The organism is Novispirillum itersonii, from assembly GCF_014205675.1.
Taxonomy (GTDB): Bacteria; Pseudomonadota; Alphaproteobacteria; order Rhodospirillales; family Rhodospirillaceae; genus Novispirillum; species Novispirillum itersonii_A.
Genome location: NZ_JACIIX010000001.1, coordinates 663559 through 682485 on the forward strand (window position 1 = coordinate 663559; position 18927 = coordinate 682485).

Annotated in this window: 15 protein-coding genes; 10 read left to right on the plus strand and 5 right to left on the minus strand. The window is 66.6% G+C overall.

Annotated features, from left to right (window positions below):
• Positions 1 to 104: 104 nt before the first annotated feature.
• The 10 genes from FHS48_RS03055 (at position 105) to FHS48_RS03100 (ending at position 13519) form a co-directional block, all read left to right on the plus strand.
• The gene (locus tag FHS48_RS03055; RefSeq protein ID WP_184261255.1) at positions 105 to 3623 is read left to right on the plus strand and encodes a cytochrome P460 family protein; all 3519 of its coding nucleotides are present in this window, start codon (positions 105 to 107) and stop codon (positions 3621 to 3623) included.
• 89 nt (positions 3624 to 3712) lie between these two features.
• Entirely contained in the window at positions 3713 to 4387 is a 675-nt protein-coding gene (locus FHS48_RS03060) for a TIGR04283 family arsenosugar biosynthesis glycosyltransferase (protein WP_184261257.1), read from the plus strand.
• On the plus strand, positions 4384 to 4944 hold the full coding sequence (locus FHS48_RS03065) for a TIGR04282 family arsenosugar biosynthesis glycosyltransferase (RefSeq protein ID WP_184261260.1): 561 nt from the start codon (positions 4384 to 4386) through the stop codon (positions 4942 to 4944). The genes FHS48_RS03060 and FHS48_RS03065 overlap by 4 nt, the downstream gene beginning before the upstream one ends.
• Positions 4945 to 5168: 224 nt before the next feature.
• The gene (kdpF, locus tag FHS48_RS03070) at positions 5169 to 5273 is read left to right on the plus strand and encodes a K(+)-transporting ATPase subunit F (RefSeq protein WP_184261263.1); all 105 of its coding nucleotides are present in this window, start codon (positions 5169 to 5171) and stop codon (positions 5271 to 5273) included.
• 10 nt (positions 5274 to 5283) lie between these two features.
• A complete protein-coding gene (kdpA, locus tag FHS48_RS03075; RefSeq protein ID WP_184261266.1) occupies positions 5284 to 6993 on the plus strand; it encodes a potassium-transporting ATPase subunit KdpA in 1710 nt (569 codons plus the stop codon).
• An 11-nt stretch (positions 6994 to 7004) separates the two neighbouring features.
• The gene (gene kdpB, locus FHS48_RS03080; RefSeq protein ID WP_184261269.1) at positions 7005 to 9098 is read left to right on the plus strand and encodes a potassium-transporting ATPase subunit KdpB; all 2094 of its coding nucleotides are present in this window, start codon (positions 7005 to 7007) and stop codon (positions 9096 to 9098) included.
• A 21-nt stretch (positions 9099 to 9119) separates the two neighbouring features.
• On the plus strand, positions 9120 to 9701 hold the full coding sequence (gene kdpC, locus FHS48_RS03085; protein ID WP_184261272.1) for a potassium-transporting ATPase subunit KdpC: 582 nt from the start codon (positions 9120 to 9122) through the stop codon (positions 9699 to 9701).
• Positions 9702 to 9780: 79 nt separating this feature from the next.
• Positions 9781 to 10128, plus strand: coding sequence for a hypothetical protein (locus tag FHS48_RS03090; protein ID WP_184261275.1), 348 nt, complete (start codon positions 9781 to 9783; stop codon positions 10126 to 10128).
• 17 nt (positions 10129 to 10145) lie between these two features.
• Positions 10146 to 12833 (plus strand): sensor histidine kinase, encoded by a 2688-nt coding sequence (locus tag FHS48_RS03095; RefSeq protein WP_184261277.1) that lies wholly within the window; start codon positions 10146 to 10148, stop codon positions 12831 to 12833.
• The gene (locus FHS48_RS03100) at positions 12830 to 13519 is read left to right on the plus strand and encodes a response regulator (RefSeq protein WP_184261279.1); all 690 of its coding nucleotides are present in this window, start codon (positions 12830 to 12832) and stop codon (positions 13517 to 13519) included. The genes FHS48_RS03095 and FHS48_RS03100 overlap by 4 nt, the downstream gene beginning before the upstream one ends.
• A gap of 9 nt (positions 13520 to 13528) precedes the next feature.
• Here the strand turns inward: FHS48_RS03100 and trmB are convergent, their stop codons facing one another.
• From trmB to FHS48_RS03125, 5 genes are all read right to left on the minus strand, one after another.
• Positions 13529 to 14221, minus strand: coding sequence for a tRNA (guanine(46)-N(7))-methyltransferase TrmB (gene trmB / locus FHS48_RS03105; protein WP_184261399.1), 693 nt, complete (start codon positions 14219 to 14221; stop codon positions 13529 to 13531).
• Between the two features lie 135 nt (positions 14222 to 14356).
• Positions 14357 to 15526, minus strand: coding sequence for a methionine adenosyltransferase (metK, locus tag FHS48_RS03110; protein ID WP_184261281.1), 1170 nt, complete (start codon positions 15524 to 15526; stop codon positions 14357 to 14359).
• Between the two features lie 203 nt (positions 15527 to 15729).
• The gene (locus FHS48_RS03115; protein WP_184261401.1) at positions 15730 to 16242 is read right to left on the minus strand and encodes a helix-turn-helix domain-containing protein; all 513 of its coding nucleotides are present in this window, start codon (positions 16240 to 16242) and stop codon (positions 15730 to 15732) included.
• A 214-nt stretch (positions 16243 to 16456) separates the two neighbouring features.
• Complete coding sequence (lnt, locus tag FHS48_RS03120) at positions 16457 to 18016, minus strand: apolipoprotein N-acyltransferase (protein WP_184261283.1); 1560 nt, start codon at positions 18014 to 18016, stop codon at positions 16457 to 16459.
• On the minus strand, positions 18017 to 18922 hold the full coding sequence (locus FHS48_RS03125; RefSeq protein ID WP_260402296.1) for a hemolysin family protein: 906 nt from the start codon (positions 18920 to 18922) through the stop codon (positions 18017 to 18019).
• Positions 18923 to 18927: the final 5 nt, after the last annotated feature.

An 18927-nucleotide genomic window follows, 5' to 3' on the forward strand; every position in this document is an offset into this window, starting at 1 on the left:
TTTGGAAGGGAAGTTCCGCACCCTTTTAAGGCACACGCGAAGGGGTTGGATTAGGGAAGGCACAACCCCCGCGATCACCGCAGGAGAGTGGGGGAAGAGTGTCAATGTCTCAGATCATTCCTGACGCCCGGACCGGGCGGACAGCAGGGCGTGGATTGCGCGCCCTGCTGAAGCCCTTTGGGCTTAAACCTCTGGCGCTGATGGCGGGCCTGATGGCCCCTGCCCTGTTCAGCGCCCCGGCGGCGGCTTTGCAGCCGACCGCGCCGGATTTTCAGGCCGCGCAGTTCTGTACCGGGCCCAATGCCGCCAAAAACGCCGGCGAACCGGTGTGGAAGACCCTGTGTTATGACGGCAAGGTCACCCTGCAGAACTATGACTCCCTCGACAGCATTGGCCGACGGCTGGTGTCCGGGCTGGCATGGCGCGCCGTACAGGACCTGACCGGCATGCAGGCCCCGCTGCAAAGCGGGCAGCTGTATGGCGGGGACGAGATGGCCGGGGTCATCCTGTTCCTGCTGGCCGGGGGGCATCTGGGCTGGGCCCACGACGTCGCCAGCTTCAGCGAAGACATCCGCATGACCGGGCCGGTGTTCGGCGGTCAGGGCTTCGATACCCATCAGCGGGTGCGGGTGTTCTATTCCGACGCCGTTGTCAAATGGCTGAAGAACGGCCGCAAGGGCGACATCCCCGACGGGGCGATGATCGTCAAGCAGATGTATGGATCCGATCCGCTGGACACCACCTACGGTGCCGACCGCACCGCCGGTTGGGCCATCATGGTGCGCAACAGCAAGGCCAGCCATGACGGCTGGATGTGGCAGCTGATCTTCCTGCCCAAGGGCCCGCCGTTCAACGCCCCGACGCTGTTTTCCTATGCCCAGCCGGGCGACAATTTCTGCCTGAGCTGCCACGCCGCCGCCGACAACAAGCAGGTGACGTTCTCCAGCCTTCAGAACCTGCAAGGGGCCCCCCAGCAGTACAGCTGGATCTATCAGGTCCAGCCCGGCGTTTTCGCCACCCAGCCGGAACAGTCCCCGGCTCCCGCCCCGTCGCCGTCGGCATCACCGGTGCTGACCCCGGCCGGACAGGGGCTGTTTGCCAAAACCACCACCCAGATGCAGGCCGCCGGTCTGAAGACGGCGGCGGAAACCTCCGCCCTTGTCGGCAAAACCCTGCCGGACCGTCTGGGCAGTCTGCGGGCTGACTTTGACCGCTACACCGGCCTCAGCGAGGCCGACCGCCATGCCCGCCTGAAGACCCTGCTGGCCCAGTCGCCGGAACTACAGGAGCTGAGCGGCAAGATGCAGGGGGGACAGATCCCGTCCTATCTGCTGCCGCTGGTCGATAAGCTGATCGGCGACATCGGTCTGCTGCTGAAGGGCGAGATCGGCCCGGCCCTGAACAATGTGGTCGAGCTGTATCTGCGCGCTATTCTGGAAGGCACACCGGTTCCGCCGCTGCCGACCCCGAATCCGGCGATCACCGGCGCGTTCCCCAAAACCCCGACGCTGCCGAAGTCGCAGGCGGACATGGCCTGGCTGCCGCTGGACTTCATCTTCTCCCACACTCCGGCGCTGCCGGCCAAGCTGCCGGAAAACGTCTGTAAAGCCCATCAGGGGGCGGACGGCGCGGTGCCGTTCCCGACCACCTCGCTGCTGGCGGCCAGCGGCAACGCTGCCAAGACCGGCCCGCGCAACAGCACCAAGATGGTTGACTGCCGCGACGTCTACGTTACGTCGGACAACTGTAACGGCTGCCACTGGAGCTATGTGCTCCAGAACAATGACCAGCCGTCGATGACCACCATCGATCAGGCCGGAATTGACCCGAAGGATCCGTCAAAAACCAAGATGTGGGACATTTCGCCCTATGCGGAATGGAGCGCGTCGATGATGGGGCTGGCCGGGCGCGACCCGATCTTCCATGCCCAGATTGCGTGGGAAGCCCAGCGCCACCCGGATCTGGCCGATCAGGCCGGTAACTTCTGTACCCGCTGCCATCAGGCCGGGGCCCAGCGCCAGTTCCATCTGGACAACGGTCAGGGGCATGCCGAAAACAAGCCGGTGATTTATCCGCCGGACCAGAAGCCGAAGGGGCCGCTGTTCAGCACCGCCTATACCTATCTTGAACCCAGCAAGACGGTAAACGCGCCGACCAAATACGCGGCACTGGCCCGCGACGGCGTCACCTGCACCATCTGCCACCAGATGGAAGCCAACGGGCTGGGCACGGAAGAAACCTTTACCGGGAACTTCAAATATCCCGACCATCCGGGCCTGATCTACGGCCCGTTCGCCACCGACAGCGTCAAACCCTATCTGATGGAACAGGCGATCGGGGTCACCCCGGTGCATGGCCCGCAGATGAAGGATTCGGCCCTGTGCGGATCCTGCCATACCGTCATCACCCCGGTGGTGACCGAACATAAGACCGCCGGGGACCAGTACCGGACCGCCTATGAACAGTCGACCTATGTGGAATGGCTGAACAGCGCCTTCGCGGGCCAGACCGGCACGCAGGCCCAGAGCTGTCAGGACTGCCACATGCCGTCGCGCCTGCCCGATGCCCCGGTGGACGGCACCGCCAAGCCGATCACCGAGATTATCGCCAACGTCGAGAGTGCCTGGCTGCCGCCGCTGGACAACCGCGCCCCGGATGCGGCCATCACCCCGGAACCGAAACAGGACTTCCGCCGCCACACCCTGCTGGGGCTGAACCTGTATGCCAACATGATGTTCCAGCAGTTCCCGAACCTGCTGGGCAACAGCAGCCAGCCGCTGGGCCGCGTGCCCAACGGACAGCCGGCGCTGGTGCTGGCGCAGAAGGAAATCATGACCTTCGCCCAGCAGATGACCGTTGATGTCGGCGTCAAGACCGGCGGCCCGGTCAACGGCGGCAACGCCTATGACGTGACGGTGGTCAACAAGACCGGCCATAAGTTCCCGTCCGGGGTCGGCTTCCGCCGGGCCTACATCCTGTTCGAGGCCAAGGATGCCTCCGGCGCCGTGGTGTGGGCGTCGGGCCGCACCAATGCCGCCGGACAGCTGGTGGACGAAACCGGGGCGGTGCTGGAAAACGAAACCACCACCGACCCGCTGAAGATCCAGACCGGGGACCCGCTGATCACCGCCCAGAATCAGGCTTATCTGTTCGAAGAACGGATTGCCTCTCCGGTCGGCGGTCTGGCCGCCCTGAAAACCGCCATCAAGCCGGATCTGCGGGCCATGCGCCTGACCACCTCGTTCCTTGAGGTGGCCTATGAGGCCAAGGATACCCGTCTGCTGCCGAAGGGCTGGTCGCCGACCGGTCCCTATGCCGAGATCACCCGGCCGTGGCTGCTGGATGTCAACAAGGCCGAGCATGTGCCGCTGCCGATCGGCAACGATCCGGCCAGCCGCACCATCCGCTATGTGGTTCCGTCGTCGGTCAGCGGTGTCGCCACCGTGACCGCGACGGTCTATTACCAGTCGATCCCGCCGTACTATCTCCAGGAACGCTGGCAGTACGACACTCCGGAAGCCCAGCGCCTGTATTACATGGTGGCGCACCTCAACACCGAGGGCACCCCGATTGAAGGCTGGCGTCTGCCGCTGGTGTCGGACAGCCTGACCGTCACCCGGTAAGACTGTCAGTCCTGTTGCTGAAAACAGGGGGGCCTCCGCACTGCGGGGGTCCCCTTTTCTTTGGTCGCACACCGGGCCATAGTCGGGGCATGCTGCATGTCATCATCCCCACCCTGAACGCCGCCCCGGCATTGTCCCGGCTGCTGCCGACCCTGCAACAGGCCCCGGTCAGCCGCATCTGGGTCAGTGACGGTGGATCCGCTGATGACACGGTGGCGGTTGCCGCCCGCCATGCCGCCCGCCTCCTGACCGGCCCGGCGGGACGGGGACCGCAACTGATCACCGGGGCCGAAGCGGCCTTGGCCGCCGGAGCGGACTGGCTGCTGTTTCTGCACGCTGACAGCCTCCTCCCGGTGGCATGGCCTGCCCTGCTGACCGGTCATTGCCGGGCCTTCCCCGATCAGGCTGCCGCCTTTGCCCTGCGTTTTGACGATCCACATCCGCTGGCGACGGTGATCGCTACGGCCGCCACCCTGCGCAGCCGCTGGCTGGGCCTGCCGTGGGGCGATCAGGGCCTGCTGATCTCCGCGGCCCTGTACCGGGCCATCGGCGGATACCGCCCGCTGCCCCTGATGGAAGATGTCGATCTGGTGCGGCGGATCGGGCGGCGGCGTCTGCGGATCCTGCCCGCCGCCCTGACCACCGGGGCCGACCGTTACCGCCGCGATGGCTGGATCCGCCGCCCCCTGAAAAACGCCGCCCTGCTGCTGCGCTATGCCTTGGGAACAGACCCGCAGACTCTGGCGGAGCGGTACCGGCGATGACGGAGCACCCCTGCCTGATCCTGTTCGGCAAACGCCCCCGCTATGGCACCGGCAAAACCCGGCTGGCCCGGCGGATCGGCGCGTTACAGGCCCTGCGCTTCCAGCAGCGGCAACTGTCCGGCCTGCTGCGGACCCTTGGCCGGGACCGGCGCTGGCAGACGGTGCTGGCGTTAAGCCCGGCAGCGGATGGCCTGCGCCTGTCCGGTCCCGTCACCCGGACCACTCAATGCCGGGGGGATCTCGGGCAGCGGATGCTGCATGCCCTGCGCACCGCCCCCGGATCCGGTCCGGTGGTGCTGACCGGCACCGATATTCCCGGCATCACCCCCGCACACATCGCGGCCGCCCTGCGGGCCCTGCGCGCGGCAGATCTGGTGTTCGGCCCGGCGGAGGACGGCGGATACTGGCTGATCGGCTGGTCCCGCCGCCGTCCCCTTGCCCCCGGCACCCTGCGCGGCGTGCGCTGGTCAACACCGCAGGCCCTGCGGGACAGTCTGCACACACTGGGCCGCCGCCGCCCGGCCCTGACCATCACCCTCGCCGATATCGACGAGTGACCCCGGCCGCATAAAGGCCGCATAAAAATCCGCCCCCCAGAACCGTATCGATCCTTAACGGCCCGCAGCGCGACACTCCGCCGGTAGGGCCGGGACAGACTCCCGGCCATCCACATCTGGAGGGACCCCCGTGTCCGATCTGCTGTTCACCGGCCTGATCGCCGGTTTTTTCGGGGCGGCGGCGCTGCTGATGCGCCTGTGCGCCCGGATCTGAGGAGGATGCCATGACGTTCTCCGACGACCCCTTCGGCCTTGCCCTGACGGCGGCCACCGCACTGGGGCTGGCAGCCTATCTGCTGTACGCCCTGTTCCATCCCGATCAGTTCTGAGGACCCGACCATGGACGCCAATGGCATCCTCCAGATCGTGGTGTTCGTCGCCCTGATCTGTGCCCTGACCCCGCTGATCGGCGGGTATATGGCCCGCGTTTATGACGGCCGGGTCACCGCCCTGCGCTGGCTGGAACGGCCGCTGTACCGGCTGTGCGGCACCAGCGCCGACGACGACCAGCACTGGACCCGCTATACCGCCACCCTGCTGGCCTTCACGCTGGCCGGGGTCCTGCTGCTGTATGCCCTGCAACGGGTGCAGGGGCTGCTGCCCCTCAACCCGGCCGGACTGGGGGCCGTCGCCCCGGATCTGGCCTTCAACACCGCCACCAGCTTTGCCACCAACACCAACTGGCAGTCCTACGGCGGGGAAACCACCCTCAGCTATCTGAGCCAGATGGCCGGACTGACGGTGCAGAACTTTGTCTCCGCCGCCAGCGGCATGGCGGTTGCCGTTGCCCTGATCCGGGGCTTCGCCCGCCGCTCCGCCAAGGGGATCGGCAATTTCACCGTCGATCTGACCCGGTCCGTCCTCTACATCCTGCTGCCGCTGTGCATCCTCGGGGCGCTGGCGCTGGTGGCGCTGGGCGTGCCGCAGACACTGGCCCCCTCTGCCGACGCCACCACCCTGGAAGGGGCAAAGCAGACCATCGCCCTCGGTCCGGTGGCCAGCCAGATGATGATCAAGCATCTGGGCACCAACGGCGGCGGCTTCTTCAACGTCAACGCTGCCCATCCGTTTGAAAACCCCACCGCCCTGACCAACCTGATCCACATGACCGCGATCTTCCTGATCGGGGCCGGGCTGACCAACACCTTCGGGCGGATGGTCGGTGACGTGCGGCAGGGCTGGGCCCTGTTCGCCAGTATGGGCGTGCTGTTCCTGATCGGGGTGGCGGTGGCCTATGGGGCCGAGTCGGCGGGCAATCCGGCGCTGACCGCCATCGGGGCCGATCAGGCCCTTGGGGCGTGGCAGCCGGGCGGCGCGATGGAGGGCAAGGAAGTACGCTTCGGCATTGCCGCCTCCATGCTGTTCTCGGTCGTCACCACCGCAGCCTCCTGCGGGGCGGTGGTTGCCATGCACGACAGCCTGATGCCGCTGGCCGGGATGGTGCCGCTGGTGAATATGATGCTCGGCGAAGTGATCATCGGCGGCGTCGGGGCCGGTCTGTACGGCATGATGCTGTTCGTGCTGCTGGCGGTGTTCATCGCCGGGCTGATGGTCGGCCGCACCCCTGAATATGTCGGCAAAAAGATCGAATCCCGGGAAATCACCCTGGCGATGATCGCGGTGCTGGCCTTCCCGGCCTGTATCCTCGGGCTGGGATCGGTGGCGCTGCTGCTGGGGTCTGCCTCGATTCAGGATGCCGGGCCGCACGGCCTGAGCGAACTGCTCTACGCCTATGTCTCCGCCACCGCCAACAACGGGTCAGCCTTCGCCGGGTTCAGCGCCAACACCGTGCTGCACAACACCCTGCTGGGTCTGGCCATGCTGATCGGCCGCTTTGCGGTGATCGTACCGGTTCTGGCCATCGCCGGGGCTCTGGCGGCCCGCCGCCCGGTGCCGGTCACGGCCGGGACCTTCCCGACCCACTCCGGCCTGTTCATCACCCTGCTGACGCTGGTGGTGGTGATTGTCGGCGGCCTGACCTTCTTCCCCGTCCTCGCCCTCGGGCCGGTTGCCGAGCATCTGTCGCTCGCCAGCGGTCTTCTGTTCTGAGGAACCCCATCATGTCGTCCTCCCTTTCCACCGGATCCCCCTCGAAGGGGCCGGGCCTGTCGTGGATCACCCGCCGGGTGCTGGCCGAGGCCGCCGTTGACGCGGTGCGCAAGCTGGATCCCCGTTCGCTGATCCGCAATCCGGTCCTGTTTGCCACCGCCGTGGTGGCGCTGGTCTCCACCATCCTGACGGTGCGGGAGACCACCCATCTGGTTGTCATGGCCCAGATCACCGCGTGGCTGTGGTTCACCGTGCTGTTTGCCACCTTCGCCGAGGCCATCGCCGAAGGCCGGGGCAAGGCTCAGGCCGACAGCCTGCGCCGCGCCCGCAGCGACGGGGTTGCCCAGCGCATTCCCTCCATCGATGCCGTTCAGGGTGACAGCGTCCCCGCCCATCTGCTGCGCACCGGGGATCTGGTGGTCTGCACCGCCGGAGACATTATTCCCGGCGACGGCGATGTGGTCTCGGGGATCGCCACCGTGGACGAAAGCGCCATCACCGGCGAATCGGCTCCGGTGATCCGCGAATCCGGCGGCGACCGCTGTGCCGTCACCGGCGGCACCCGGGTGGTCTCTGACCGCATCATCATCCGGATCACCGCCAACCCCGGCGAAAGCTTCCTCGACCGGATGATCCAGATGGTCGAAGGGGCCAAGCGCCAGAAGACCCCCAACGAAATCGCCCTGACCATCCTGCTGTCCGGCCTGACCCTGATCTTCCTGATCGTCGTTGCCAGCCTGCCGGTGTTTGCCCTGTGGTCGAAGGCGGAGCTGCCGCCGGTGTTTCTGGCCGCCCTGTTTGTCACCCTGATCCCGACCACCATCGGCGGCCTGCTGTCGGCGATCGGCATTGCCGGGATGGACCGTCTGGTCGGCTTCAACGTCATCGCCAAATCCGGGCGGGCGGTGGAAGCCGCCGGGGACATTGACGTGCTGCTGCTGGACAAAACCGGCACCATCACGCTGGGGGCCCGTCAGGCCGCCGAATTCCTGCCGGTCGGCGGGGTCAGTGAACGGGATCTGGCTGAAGCCGCCTTCCTGTCCTCGCTGGCCGATGAGACGCCGGAAGGCAAGTCGGTGGTGGCGCTGGCCCGCACCCGCTTCAGTTTCCCCGATCCGTCGCGGGAGGGGATGACCTTCCTGCCCTTCAGCGCCCACACCCGCATGAGCGGCGTCAGCCTGAGCGGCATCAGCTGGGGCGGGGTGATGACCGCCGTCAGCGAAATCCGCAAGGGGGCCGCCGATGCGATCCTGAAATCCATCGGCGAGCGGCGGTCGCTGCCCACCGCGCTGACCCGCGAGCTGACCGCCGCTGTCGAGCGGGTGGCCAAGGCCGGGGGGACGCCGCTGGTGGTGGCCCGCGATGACCGGCCGCTGGGGGTGATCTACCTGAAGGACATCATCAAGCCGGGCATCCGCGAACGCTTCGCCACCCTGCGCGAGATGGGCATCAAGACCGTGATGATCACCGGCGATAACCCGCTGACCGCCGCCGCCATCGCCGCCGAAGCCGGGGTGGACGACGTGCTGGCCGAAGCGACGCCGGAAAAGAAGCTGGAGCTGATCCGCGACTACCAGCAGGGCGGACGGCTGGTCGCCATGTGCGGCGACGGATCCAACGACGCCCCGGCGCTGGCGCAGGCCGATGTCGGCGTGGCGATGAACACCGGGACTCAGGCGGCCCGCGAGGCCGGGAACATGGTCGATCTCGACAGCGACCCGACCAAGCTGATCGAAATCGTGATGATCGGCAAACAGCTGCTGATGAGCCGGGGATCCCTGACCACCTTCTCCATCGCCAACGATGTGGCCAAGTACTTTGCCATCATCCCGGCGCTGTTCATCACCGCCTATCCGCAGCTTCAGGCCCTGAACATCATGGGCCTGAGCAGCCCGCAGTCGGCGGTGCTGTCGGCGATCATCTTCAACGCCCTGATCATCATCGCCCTGATTCCGCTGGCCCTGCGTGGGGTGCGCTACCGCCCGGCCAATGCCGCCACCCTGCTGAAGCGCAATCTGCTGGTCTATGGCCTCGGCGGCCTGATCGTGCCCTTCGCCGGCCTGAAAGCCATCGACATGATCATCACCGCCCTCGGGCTGGCCTGATCCGTCACAGGAGGTAAATCCATGCTGTCTATTCTGCGCCCCGCCCTCGTCCTGACCGGTGTGATGACCGTGGTGACCGGGCTGGCCTATCCGCTGGCCGTCACCGGGCTGGCCAACACCCTGTTCCCATGGCAGGCCGGTGGCAGCCTGATCGAACAGAACGGCACCGTCATCGGCTCCGACCTGATCGGTCAGGGCTTCACCCGGCCGGATTACTTTCAGGGCCGTCCCTCCGCTGCCGGAACCGGCTATGACGCCGCCAATTCCTCCGGCAGCAACCTCGGCCCCAGCAGCCGCCCGCTGGTAGACGCCGTGGCCGCCCGGGTGACCGCCCTGCGGGCCGCCAACCCGGAGGCTCCGGCACAGGTCCCGGTGGATCTGGTCACCGCCTCGGCCTCCGGCCTTGACCCGCACATCACCCCGGCTGCCGCGCTGTGGCAGGTTCCGCGGGTGGCCAAGGAACGCGGCATCCCCGCCGCCGCCCTGCGCGACCTGATCCAGTCCGTCAGCGAAGGGCGGGACCTTGGCCTGCTGGGGGAACCCCGGGTCAATGTCCTGCGCCTGAACCGCGCTCTGGACCATCTGTACCCCCGTCCGTCATGACCGCCCGCCCGGCCGGAACCACCCCGGGACCCGATCGGTCCCGGACCGGTTCCGGCCGGGCATCAGGAGGAGGCGCACCATGCCCCGCCGCAGTTCCGGAGTTTCCCTGATCCTCAGCCTGTCGCTCATGGCCGGGATCCTGATCCTTCTGCCCCGCCATCCACTGGATGGCAGCCCGCCGCCGCCGGTCCAGCCGGTGCTGCATCCCCCTCCGGTCCCGGCGTTCCACCCGACCGGCGGGACAGGGTCGGTGAGCGCCGCCGATGCGATGCTGCAAAGCCGGGAAATCGCCGGGACCCGTCATCTTGACCGGCAGCGGCTGCAACAGCAGGTGCGGGCACTGGCCCACTGTGACACCATGGACGCCTGCGGCCGGACCCGGCTTGACGTTAACGCCCTGAATTCCCTGCTGCCCTCCCCGCCCTGAAAGATCCGCCCGTTCCGATGCCGACACCGCCTGACCTGCGCCCGTCTCCCGATGCCCTGCTGGCCGAAGCCCGGCGGGACCAGCGGGGCCACCTGAAAATATTCCTCGGTGCCGCCCCCGGTGTCGGCAAGACCTTCGCCATGCTGTCGGCCGCCCACGAAAAGCTGCGGGCCGGGGTCGATGTGCTGGCCGGGGTGATCGAACACCACGGGCGCCCGGAAACCCGGGCCCTGCTGGACGGCCTGCCGCTGCTGCCGCTGGCGGAGGTCCACCACCGGGGCCGCAGCTTTCCGGAAATGGATCTGGACGGGCTGTTACAGCGCCATCCGGCACTGGCGCTGATCGACGAGTTTGCCCATTCCAACGTCCCCGGCAGCCGCCACCTGAAGCGCTGGCAGGATGTCGAGGACCTGCTGGATGCCGGGATCGACGTCTACACCACCCTCAACATCCAGCATCTGGAAGGGCTGAACGATGTGGTGGAACAGATCACCGGCATCAAGGTCCGCGAAACCGTCCCAGACAGCGTGTTCGCCGCCGCCGATGCCATCGAACTGATCGACCTGCCGCCCGACGATCTGATCCGCCGCCTTCAGGATGGCAAGGTCTATGTGCCCGATCAGGCGCGGCGGGCGATGCACCACTTTTTCTCCCCCGCCACCCTGACCTCCCTGCGCGAGATGGCCCTGCGCCATGCCGCCGAGCGGGTTGACCGCCAGATGGTCGATTACATGCGGGCCCACGCCATTAGCGGCCCGTGGCCGAGCCGGGAACGGGTGATGGTCTGTCTGGGCACCGGCGAGGAAGCGGAACGGCTGGTGCGGATCGGCAGGCGCTCCGCCGAGCGGCGCGGATCGGCGTGGTCCGCCGTCACCGTCGAGACACCGGGCAGCCTGCACGGCTCCCCGGCCCGGCAGGCGGCGCTGGATGCGGCCCTGCGGCTGGCGGAGCAGCTGGGGGCGGAAACCCGCACCCTGCACGGAACCGACGTTGCCAGCACCCTGCTGGATCACGCCCGCACCACCAATGTTACCCTGATCGTCACCGGCCGCCCCTTGCCGGGCCCCTGGAGCCGCCTGTGGCCATGGTACCGGCCTCTGGCTGACCGGATTCTGGCCGGATCCGGGGAGATCAGCGTTCTGGTGGTGCCCCCGGGGGAGAGAAAGCCCGCCGCCATCGCCCCAATCGCCGATCCGGTCCCTCCATTTCCATGGCAGGCAGCCCTGCTGACCCTCTCCACCATTATTGGTGCCACCCTGCTCGGCGGGCTGATTGACCACTTTGACCTACCGCTGGCCAACATCTCGGTGGCCTATCTGATGGCGGTGCTGCTGGTGGCGATCCGGGCCGGGCAGACTCCGGCAATCCTGACCTCGCTGGCCTGCTTCTTCAGCTTCAATTTCTTTTTCACTGAACCGCGCTACACCTTCGCCATCACCGACAGCCAGAACATCCTGACCATCGTGTTCTTCCTGCTGGCGGCGGTGACGGTCAGCAAACTGGCGGCCCGGCTGCGCACACAGGTGGACCGGCTGCGGGAAAACGCCCGCCGGACCGAGACCCTTTATGCCTTTGGCCGCACCGTCAGTGCCGCCGTCACACAGGATGATGTGCTGTGGGCGGTGGCCCATCACGTTGCCGCCACCCTGCACGGACGGTCTCTGGTGTTAATGCCGGATGGCGGGACCCTGAGGATTGCCGCCGGATATCCGCCGGAAGACCGGCTGGACGATACCTCTGCCGCTGCCGCCGACTGGGCGTGGAACAATGGCCGGATGGCCGGGCGCGGCACCGCCACCCTGCCCGCTGCCGGATGGCTGTTCCTGCCGATGAAAACCGCCCGCGGTGCGGTCGGGATTCTGGGCGTACGGCAGGACAGTGACCAGCCCCCGGCCCCGGATCTGCGGCAGCTTCTCGACATGCTGGCCGATCAGGCCGCTATTGCCATCGAACGCACCACGCTGGTCGGCGACATCGAAACCGCCCGCGTCGCCACCGAGCGGGAACGCCTGCGCGCCGCCCTGCTGTCGTCGCTGTCGCACGACCTGCGCACCCCGCTGGTGTCGATCATGGGCGCTGCCTCCAGCCTGATCACCTATGGCCCGTCACTGACTGACCCCCAGCGCACCGACCTGTCGCAGACCATTCAGGACGAAGCCGAACGGCTGAACCGTTTTGTCCAGAACCTGCTCGACATGACCCGGCTGGAAGCCGGGGCCCTGCGCCCGAAAACCGACTGGGTTGACCTGCCGGACATCATCGAGGCCGCCCGCCGCCGGGCCGGACGCCTGCTGGAACGGCACACTGTGCGGATTACCCTGCCACCGGCCCTGCCGCTGATCTGCGTTGATCCGGTCCTGATCGAGCAGGTGGTGTTCAACCTGCTCGACAATGCCCGCAAATATGCCCCGCCGGACAGCACCATCACCGTCTGGGCCGGACACGATGGCCAGACCCTGACGCTGGAGATCAGCGATCAGGGGCCGGGTATTCCGCCGGAGGACCGGGAGCGGGTTTTTGACATGTTTTACCGGGTGGACCGGAATGACCGGCAATCCGGCACCGGGCTGGGGCTGGCGATCTGCCGGGGCATTGTCACCGCCCACGGTGGCACCCTCCAGGCGGACAGCGGCCTGAATGGGGTTGGCGCCAGCCTGATCCTGCGGTTACCTATGCCGGAAACAGTCCCCGGGGTCCCGGCATGAGCGCCCATCTTCTTGTCATCGACGACGAACCGCAGATCCGCAAGTTCCTTGGCATCTCGCTGAGTGCCAACGGCTACCGCGTCAGCGAGGCGGACTCCGCCGCCGCCGGAACCGCCGCCGCCCGGACCCTGAAGCCGGATCTGGTGGTGCTGGACCTTGGCCTGCCCGATGGCGACGGGCAGGAGGTGATCTCCGCCATCCGGGCGTTTTCCGACTGCCCGATCATCATCCTGTCGGTGCGGGCCGATGAATTTGACAAGGTGGAAGCGCTGGACCGGGGTGCCAATGACTACATGGTCAAGCCCTTCGGCATCGCCGAGCTGATGGCCCGGCTGCGGGCGCTGCTGCGGACCCGGACGGCACCGGAGGAGAGCGATACCCTGACCCTTGGGCCGGTCAGCCTGTCACTGGCGCGGCGGGTGATCACCCGGGACGGGGCAGACCTGCATCTGTCGAAACGGGAATGGGATCTTCTGGCCTGTCTAGCCGCCGCCCCCGACCATGTGCTGACGCACCGCCACCTGCTGCGGACGGTGTGGGGCCCGGCCCACACCGAAGACACCGCCTATCTGCGGGTCTACATCGGGCAACTGCGCCAGAAACTGGAAGAGGATCCGGCCCGCCCCCGGTTCCTGCTGACGGAACCGGGAATCGGCTACCGCCTGAAAACCGGGGGCGAGGCCTGAAACGCGGCCTCAGGCGCGCGGACGGCGGCGGAAGGTCAGGTACTTCGGGGTCCGGCCCTCGCGGTGGGCTTTTGCCTCATACCGGCTTTCGATGGCATCCGGCCAGCGCACCCGCCAGTCCTCCGGCCCCGACACCAGCCAGTCAAACTCCGGGTGCACCGGGACGACGCTGAGGGTGTGGCGGATGTAGGTCATGTCATCCGACGCCACCCGGAAAAGGGTGTTGTCCTTCATCACCCGGGCCAGCACATCCAGATTCCACGGATTGACGAAGCGGCGGTCGGCATGGCGGGTCTTCGGCCACGGATCCGGGAACAGCAGGAACACCTTGTCCAGACAGGCGTCCGGCAGCTCCTTCAGCCATGGCCGGATATCCTCGCCATAGATGCGGATGTTCTCGACGCCTTTTTCATCAATGTGCTTCAGCAGCTTGCCGATGCCATTGACGAACGGCTCCGCCCCGATCAGGCCGATGTCGGGGTGGGTGTCGGCCTGATGGGCCAGATGTTCCCCACCGCCGAAACCGATTTCCAACCACACTTCCTGCACCGGGCGCGGGAACAGCGCCTTCAGGTCCGTCGGGACCTCCGCCTCCCCCGCCAGCGGCAGGCGCAGGCGCGGATACAGGGTTTCCATCAGGGCCTTCTGACCGGCCTTCAGGGCCTTGCCCTTACGGCGCCCGTAAAAACGGGTGTCGATCATCGGCTTGTCATCAGCATTTTCAGCGGGCGGAACAGGCGTCTCGGACACGGCACAGCCTCTGGGACAAAAGAAAAGGGTCCGGAAAGCACAACGGCCCCGGCAGATTGCTCCGCCGGGGCCGGTCGGCACGGGGGATCAGGCCCCGAATTCAGACTTCAGCGCGGCGACCAGATCGGTCTTTTCCCACGAGAAGCCACCGTCGGCATCCGGGGTCCGGCCAAAGTGACCATAAGCAGCGGTACGGGCATAGATCGGCTTGTTCAGGCCGAGATGCTCGCGGATCCCGCGCGGGCTGAGATTCATCAGCTCCGGCAGGACCTTCGCCAGCTTGCCTTCGTCCACCTGGCCGGTGCCGAAGGTGTTGACGTACAGCGACAGCGGCTTGGACACGCCGATGGCATAGGACACCTGAATCAGGCACTTTTCGGCCAGACCGGCGGCAACCACGTTCTTCGCCAGATAGCGGGTGGCATAGGCCGCAGACCGGTCAACCTTGGTCGGATCCTTGCCGGAGAAAGCCCCGCCGCCGTGCGGCGCGGCACCGCCGTAGGTATCGACAATGATCTTGCGGCCGGTCAGGCCGCAGTCGCCATCCGGGCCGCCGATGACAAAGCGGCCGGTCGGGTTGACGTAGAATTCGTCTTCCGGGCACATCCAGCCTTCCGGCAGGGTGGCCAGAACATGCTGGCGGACCAGCTCACGGATCTCGCCCTGATCGGCATTGGCGGCATGCTGGGTGGAGACCACCACCGAGGTGGCACCGACCGGCTTGCCATCAACATAGCGCAGGGTGACCTGCGACTTGGAATCCGGGCCCAGCAGGCGGTTCCCGGCGTGGCGGGCTTCGGCCAGCGCCTTCAGGATCCGGTGGGAATACTGAATCGGGGCGGGCATCAGCTCCGGGGTCTCATCGCAGGCATAGCCGAACATGATGCCCTGGTCACCGGCACCTTCGTCCTTGTTGCCCAGCGCGTCAACGCCCTGTGCAATGTCAGAGGACTGGCTGTGGACGTGGGAGACGATCTCCGCATCCTTCCAGTGGAAGCCGTGCTGTTCGTAGCCGATCGCCTTGATCGCCTCACGCGCCTTCTGCTTGAAGGTCTCGTGGTTCAGGTGGTCCGGACCACGCACTTCACCAGCCAGAACGACAAAATTGGTGGTCGCCAGCGTTTCAACAGCGACGCGCGCATACGGGTCGGCTTCCAGAAACAGGTCAACGATGGTGTCAGAAATGCGGTCACAGACCTTGTCCGGATGCCCTTCGGAAACCGATTCGCTGGTGAAGAGGTAGTCTTTAAGCGCCACCTGATAATCCTCCGTCGCAGGGATCTGCATGACGCCCCCAGCCGACTGCACAGGCATACCGGCCATGGCGAGAGTGAAACACAACACACACCGGCACTGCGGTCAGTCCGGTGTGTTCACATTTAACCGGCACGGAGTATCGGAAATACCGGGAAGACGCAAGCCTCAACAGCGAAAAAGCCCGGAATCCCCCCTCCGGCGGCTCAGGTATGCTCCAGCACCGGCTCCGGCAGGGACGGCAGACCGGCACTGTCGGCATCGGCCAGACCAAGGCCGGGCAACAGGGACAGCGTGCGGGTCAGCTCATAGATCCGCCGCCGCACCATCGGGTCAGCGATGCGGTTATAGGCCCGGATCAGTTCCAGCACCTCGCGGTGACCGGCGTCGGCGCTGCCTGCCGTCAGATCGGCAGAGGCGGGAAGCCCCGCCGGATCGTCTCCCGGCGGACAGTCAACCAGCTGACGCGGCGAGGCCCGGGCCACCGCCTCATCCATATTATCGAAAAAGTAGCCGACCGGCGTCCCCAGCACCCGGCTGAGATCCCACAGCCGGGACGCCCCGATCCGGTTGATGCCCCGTTCGTACTTCTGCACCTGCTGGAAGGTCAGGCCCAGCGCCTCACCCAGACGCTCCTGACTGAGGCCCATCAGCATCCGCCGCAGACGGACCCGGCTGCCGACATGCACATCAACCGGGTTCGGCGCCCCGTCCGGCATCCGCCCGCGCAACGACCTGCCCAGATCCTCATCCTGTGCCACTGTAGTCCTCCCCTGCCTGCCCCGGTGAACAGTGACCAGCAGCCCGACAGGCACCGGTTCCGGAAATTTCAGGCGTTTACGGCCAAATTTAAAATCGACCATGACCGTAACGGGGTAAATCTTAAGTGCAATGCCACAGACGAAAGGATTGTCCGTTCAGGCACAGTTTTGGTCACCCTGCGTCCGGGCGGACACATTTACGCTGCAACAGCAGGCCCACCAACAGCGACAGGAAACCTAAGGCCACACTGCTCCAGACCCCGATCCGGCTGAACAGCGTCGGGGCAACGGCCTGCGGCAGGTCCGCATCGGTATACCCGGCAACCTCCAGACCGATCCGGGCAGTGGTGCGGCCATAGGCATCAATCACCGCCGAGACACCGGTGTTGGCGACGCGCACCACCGGCAGCCCTTCCTCCACCGCCCGCAGCACTGCCGTATCAAGGTGCTGGAACGGACCGGTGGAATATCCGTACCATCCGTCGTTGGTCGGGTTCAGCAACCATTGCGGACGGTTGACCGGGTCAGCGACCGCGCCGGGGAAAATCACCTCGTAACAGATCAGCGGCCCCACTGGCGGCAGACCGGGCAGAGACACCGTCGCCGGCCCCGGACCGGCTGAATAATCGGTGGCCCCCACCGTCACCTTCGGCAACGGCAGCACCGACTTGTAGGGCACATATTCGCCGAACGGCACCAGATGCGCTTTATCATAGGTCCCGGTGACCGTGCCGGACGGGTCCAGCGCCACCATCGAATTCCAGATCCGGAACGGTTCCTGCCCGGCCGGAGTCGCGCGGATCGCCCCGACGATCACCCCGGCCTGCGGATTCCCCGGCTGGTGCACCGCCAGCGGAGCCGCGATGATCTGCCGCAGCATACCGTCATTCTGCCCGTCCAGCGCATAGGGCACCGCCGTCTCGCCCCACAGGATATGGGTCGGCGGACGGTCCAGCGCCGGAAGCTGTGACAGCGCCAGATACTGGCGCAGATTGTCTTCCCGGGCGGAAGCATCCCATTTCAGGGTCTGGGGAATATTGGGCTGCACCAGCCGCAGCCGCACGCCATCCACCACCGGGGACGGACCGGACGGCAGCCGCAGCCAGCCCAGCAGGGCAACCGCACTCAGCCCGGCCGCCGCCACCGCCACCCCTTTGCGGCCACACACCGGCGACGCCGCCACCAGCACCGTCAGCAGGGACAGACCGAACACCCCGGTCAGAGAGGCCAGCTGCAACACCGGCGGCACCGCCGCCCACACACTGCCCAGCGGGTTCCACGGGAAGCCGGTCAGCAGAATCCCCCGCAGGATTTCCATCAGGGTCCAGGCCCCGGCGACGGCAAACACCCGGGCTGCCCCGCGCAGGCGCAGCACATGCACGCTCAGGCCGGTCAGCCCGATATACACCGCCAGCACCGCACTGAGGCCGCCGATGGCAAACGGCACCATCCAGCCGAACCGGGCGGCATCCATCAACAGGGCGTGGGCAATCCAGTACAGCCCGGCGGCAAAGTAACCGAACCCAAACCCCCAGCTGATCCAGAAGGCACTCCGGCGGCGCTCCGCCCCGTCCAGAAGGGTCAGCCACAGCGGGATGGTCAGCAGCAGCACCGGCAGCACGAACAACGGCGGCAGGGCCAGCACAGAGGCGGCACCGGCACCGATCGCGACGGCCAGCCGCCGCCCCCCGGTCAGGGAGCGGAGCCGGTCCGCAAAGGGAATCAGGGACACTTAGGCACCTTCGACAGCGGCCGTGGTCTGCGGCAGGTTACGCACCCGCAGGCGGCGGATATGGCGGGGATCAGCATCCACCACCTCAAACTCCAGACCGCTGGCGTGGGAGATCAGTTCCCCGCGCAGCGGCACCCGCCCGGCCAGACGGAACACAAGGCCACCCAGCGTATCGGTGTCTTCCTTGTCTTCGTCGGAGAACACGGTGCCGAATCGGTCCTCGAAATCCTCCAGCGCCACCCGGGCATCGGCGGTCAGGGTGCCGTCGCCGGTCAACAGCATTTCCGGTTCGCTGTCATCGTCGTGTTCGTCTTCGATCTCCCCGACGATCTGTTCGACCAGATCCTCGATGGTGACCAGACCGTCGATGCCGCCGTATTCATCAACCACCAGCGCCATGTGGGTGCGCTTCAGGCGCATTTCCACCAGCAGGTCGAGGACCCGGATCGCCGGAGACACGAACATCACCTTCCGCATCAGGTGGCGCAGGTCCATGGTCTGGCCCCGGGCAATCACCGGCAGAAGGTCCTTAATCAGGATCATGCCAACGACATCGTCGAGGGTTTCCCGGAACACCGGAACGCGGGAATGCCCGGTCCGCCCCACCTGTTCCGCCACATCGGCCAGCGGCGTGCTGACATCAATGGCGAAGATGTCGGCGCGCGGGATCATGATGTCATAGGCTGTGGTATCCCGCAGACGCAGGATATTGCCGAGCAGCAGCCGTTCGTGGCTGTCGATTGCTTCGGCGTCGTCATCCTCGATCAGTTCTTCGAGGGCTTCGCGGACGGCGTCGTCGCCACCGCGCCGGGAACCCGGAATCAGCCGCTTGAGCAGCGACATCAGGGAACCGGAGTCGTCGGCCCCGCTATCGCGGGGCTTCCTACTGGAAGAGTCGTCGTTCATTGGCG

Bases quoted from the DNA above. Each gene is read 5' to 3' on its own strand.
- FHS48_RS03060 (WP_184261257.1), top strand. From the start codon at position 3,713: ATGCTGCATGTCATCATCCCCACCCTGAACGCCGCCCCGGCATTGTCC.
- kdpA (WP_184261266.1), top strand. From the start codon at position 5,284: ATGGACGCCAATGGCATCCTCCAGATCGTGGTGTTCGTCGCCCTGATC.
- kdpF (WP_184261263.1), top strand. From the start codon at position 5,169: ATGACGTTCTCCGACGACCCCTTCGGCCTTGCCCTGACGGCGGCCACC.
- FHS48_RS03100 (WP_184261279.1), top strand. From the start codon at position 12,830: ATGAGCGCCCATCTTCTTGTCATCGACGACGAACCGCAGATCCGCAAG.
- FHS48_RS03065 (WP_184261260.1), top strand. From the start codon at position 4,384: ATGACGGAGCACCCCTGCCTGATCCTGTTCGGCAAACGCCCCCGCTAT.
- FHS48_RS03095 (WP_184261277.1), top strand. From the start codon at position 10,146: ATGCCGACACCGCCTGACCTGCGCCCGTCTCCCGATGCCCTGCTGGCC.
- FHS48_RS03090 (WP_184261275.1), top strand. From the start codon at position 9,781: ATGCCCCGCCGCAGTTCCGGAGTTTCCCTGATCCTCAGCCTGTCGCTC.
- FHS48_RS03055 (WP_184261255.1), top strand. From the start codon at position 105: ATGTCTCAGATCATTCCTGACGCCCGGACCGGGCGGACAGCAGGGCGT.
- kdpC (WP_184261272.1), top strand. From the start codon at position 9,120: ATGCTGTCTATTCTGCGCCCCGCCCTCGTCCTGACCGGTGTGATGACC.
- FHS48_RS03115 (WP_184261401.1), bottom strand. From the start codon at position 16,242: ATGCCGGACGGGGCGCCGAACCCGGTTGATGTGCATGTCGGCAGCCGG.
- FHS48_RS03125 (WP_260402296.1), bottom strand. From the start codon at position 18,922: ATGAACGACGACTCTTCCAGTAGGAAGCCCCGCGATAGCGGGGCCGAC.
- trmB (WP_184261399.1), bottom strand. From the start codon at position 14,221: ATGATCGACACCCGTTTTTACGGGCGCCGTAAGGGCAAGGCCCTGAAG.
- kdpB (WP_184261269.1), top strand. From the start codon at position 7,005: ATGTCGTCCTCCCTTTCCACCGGATCCCCCTCGAAGGGGCCGGGCCTG.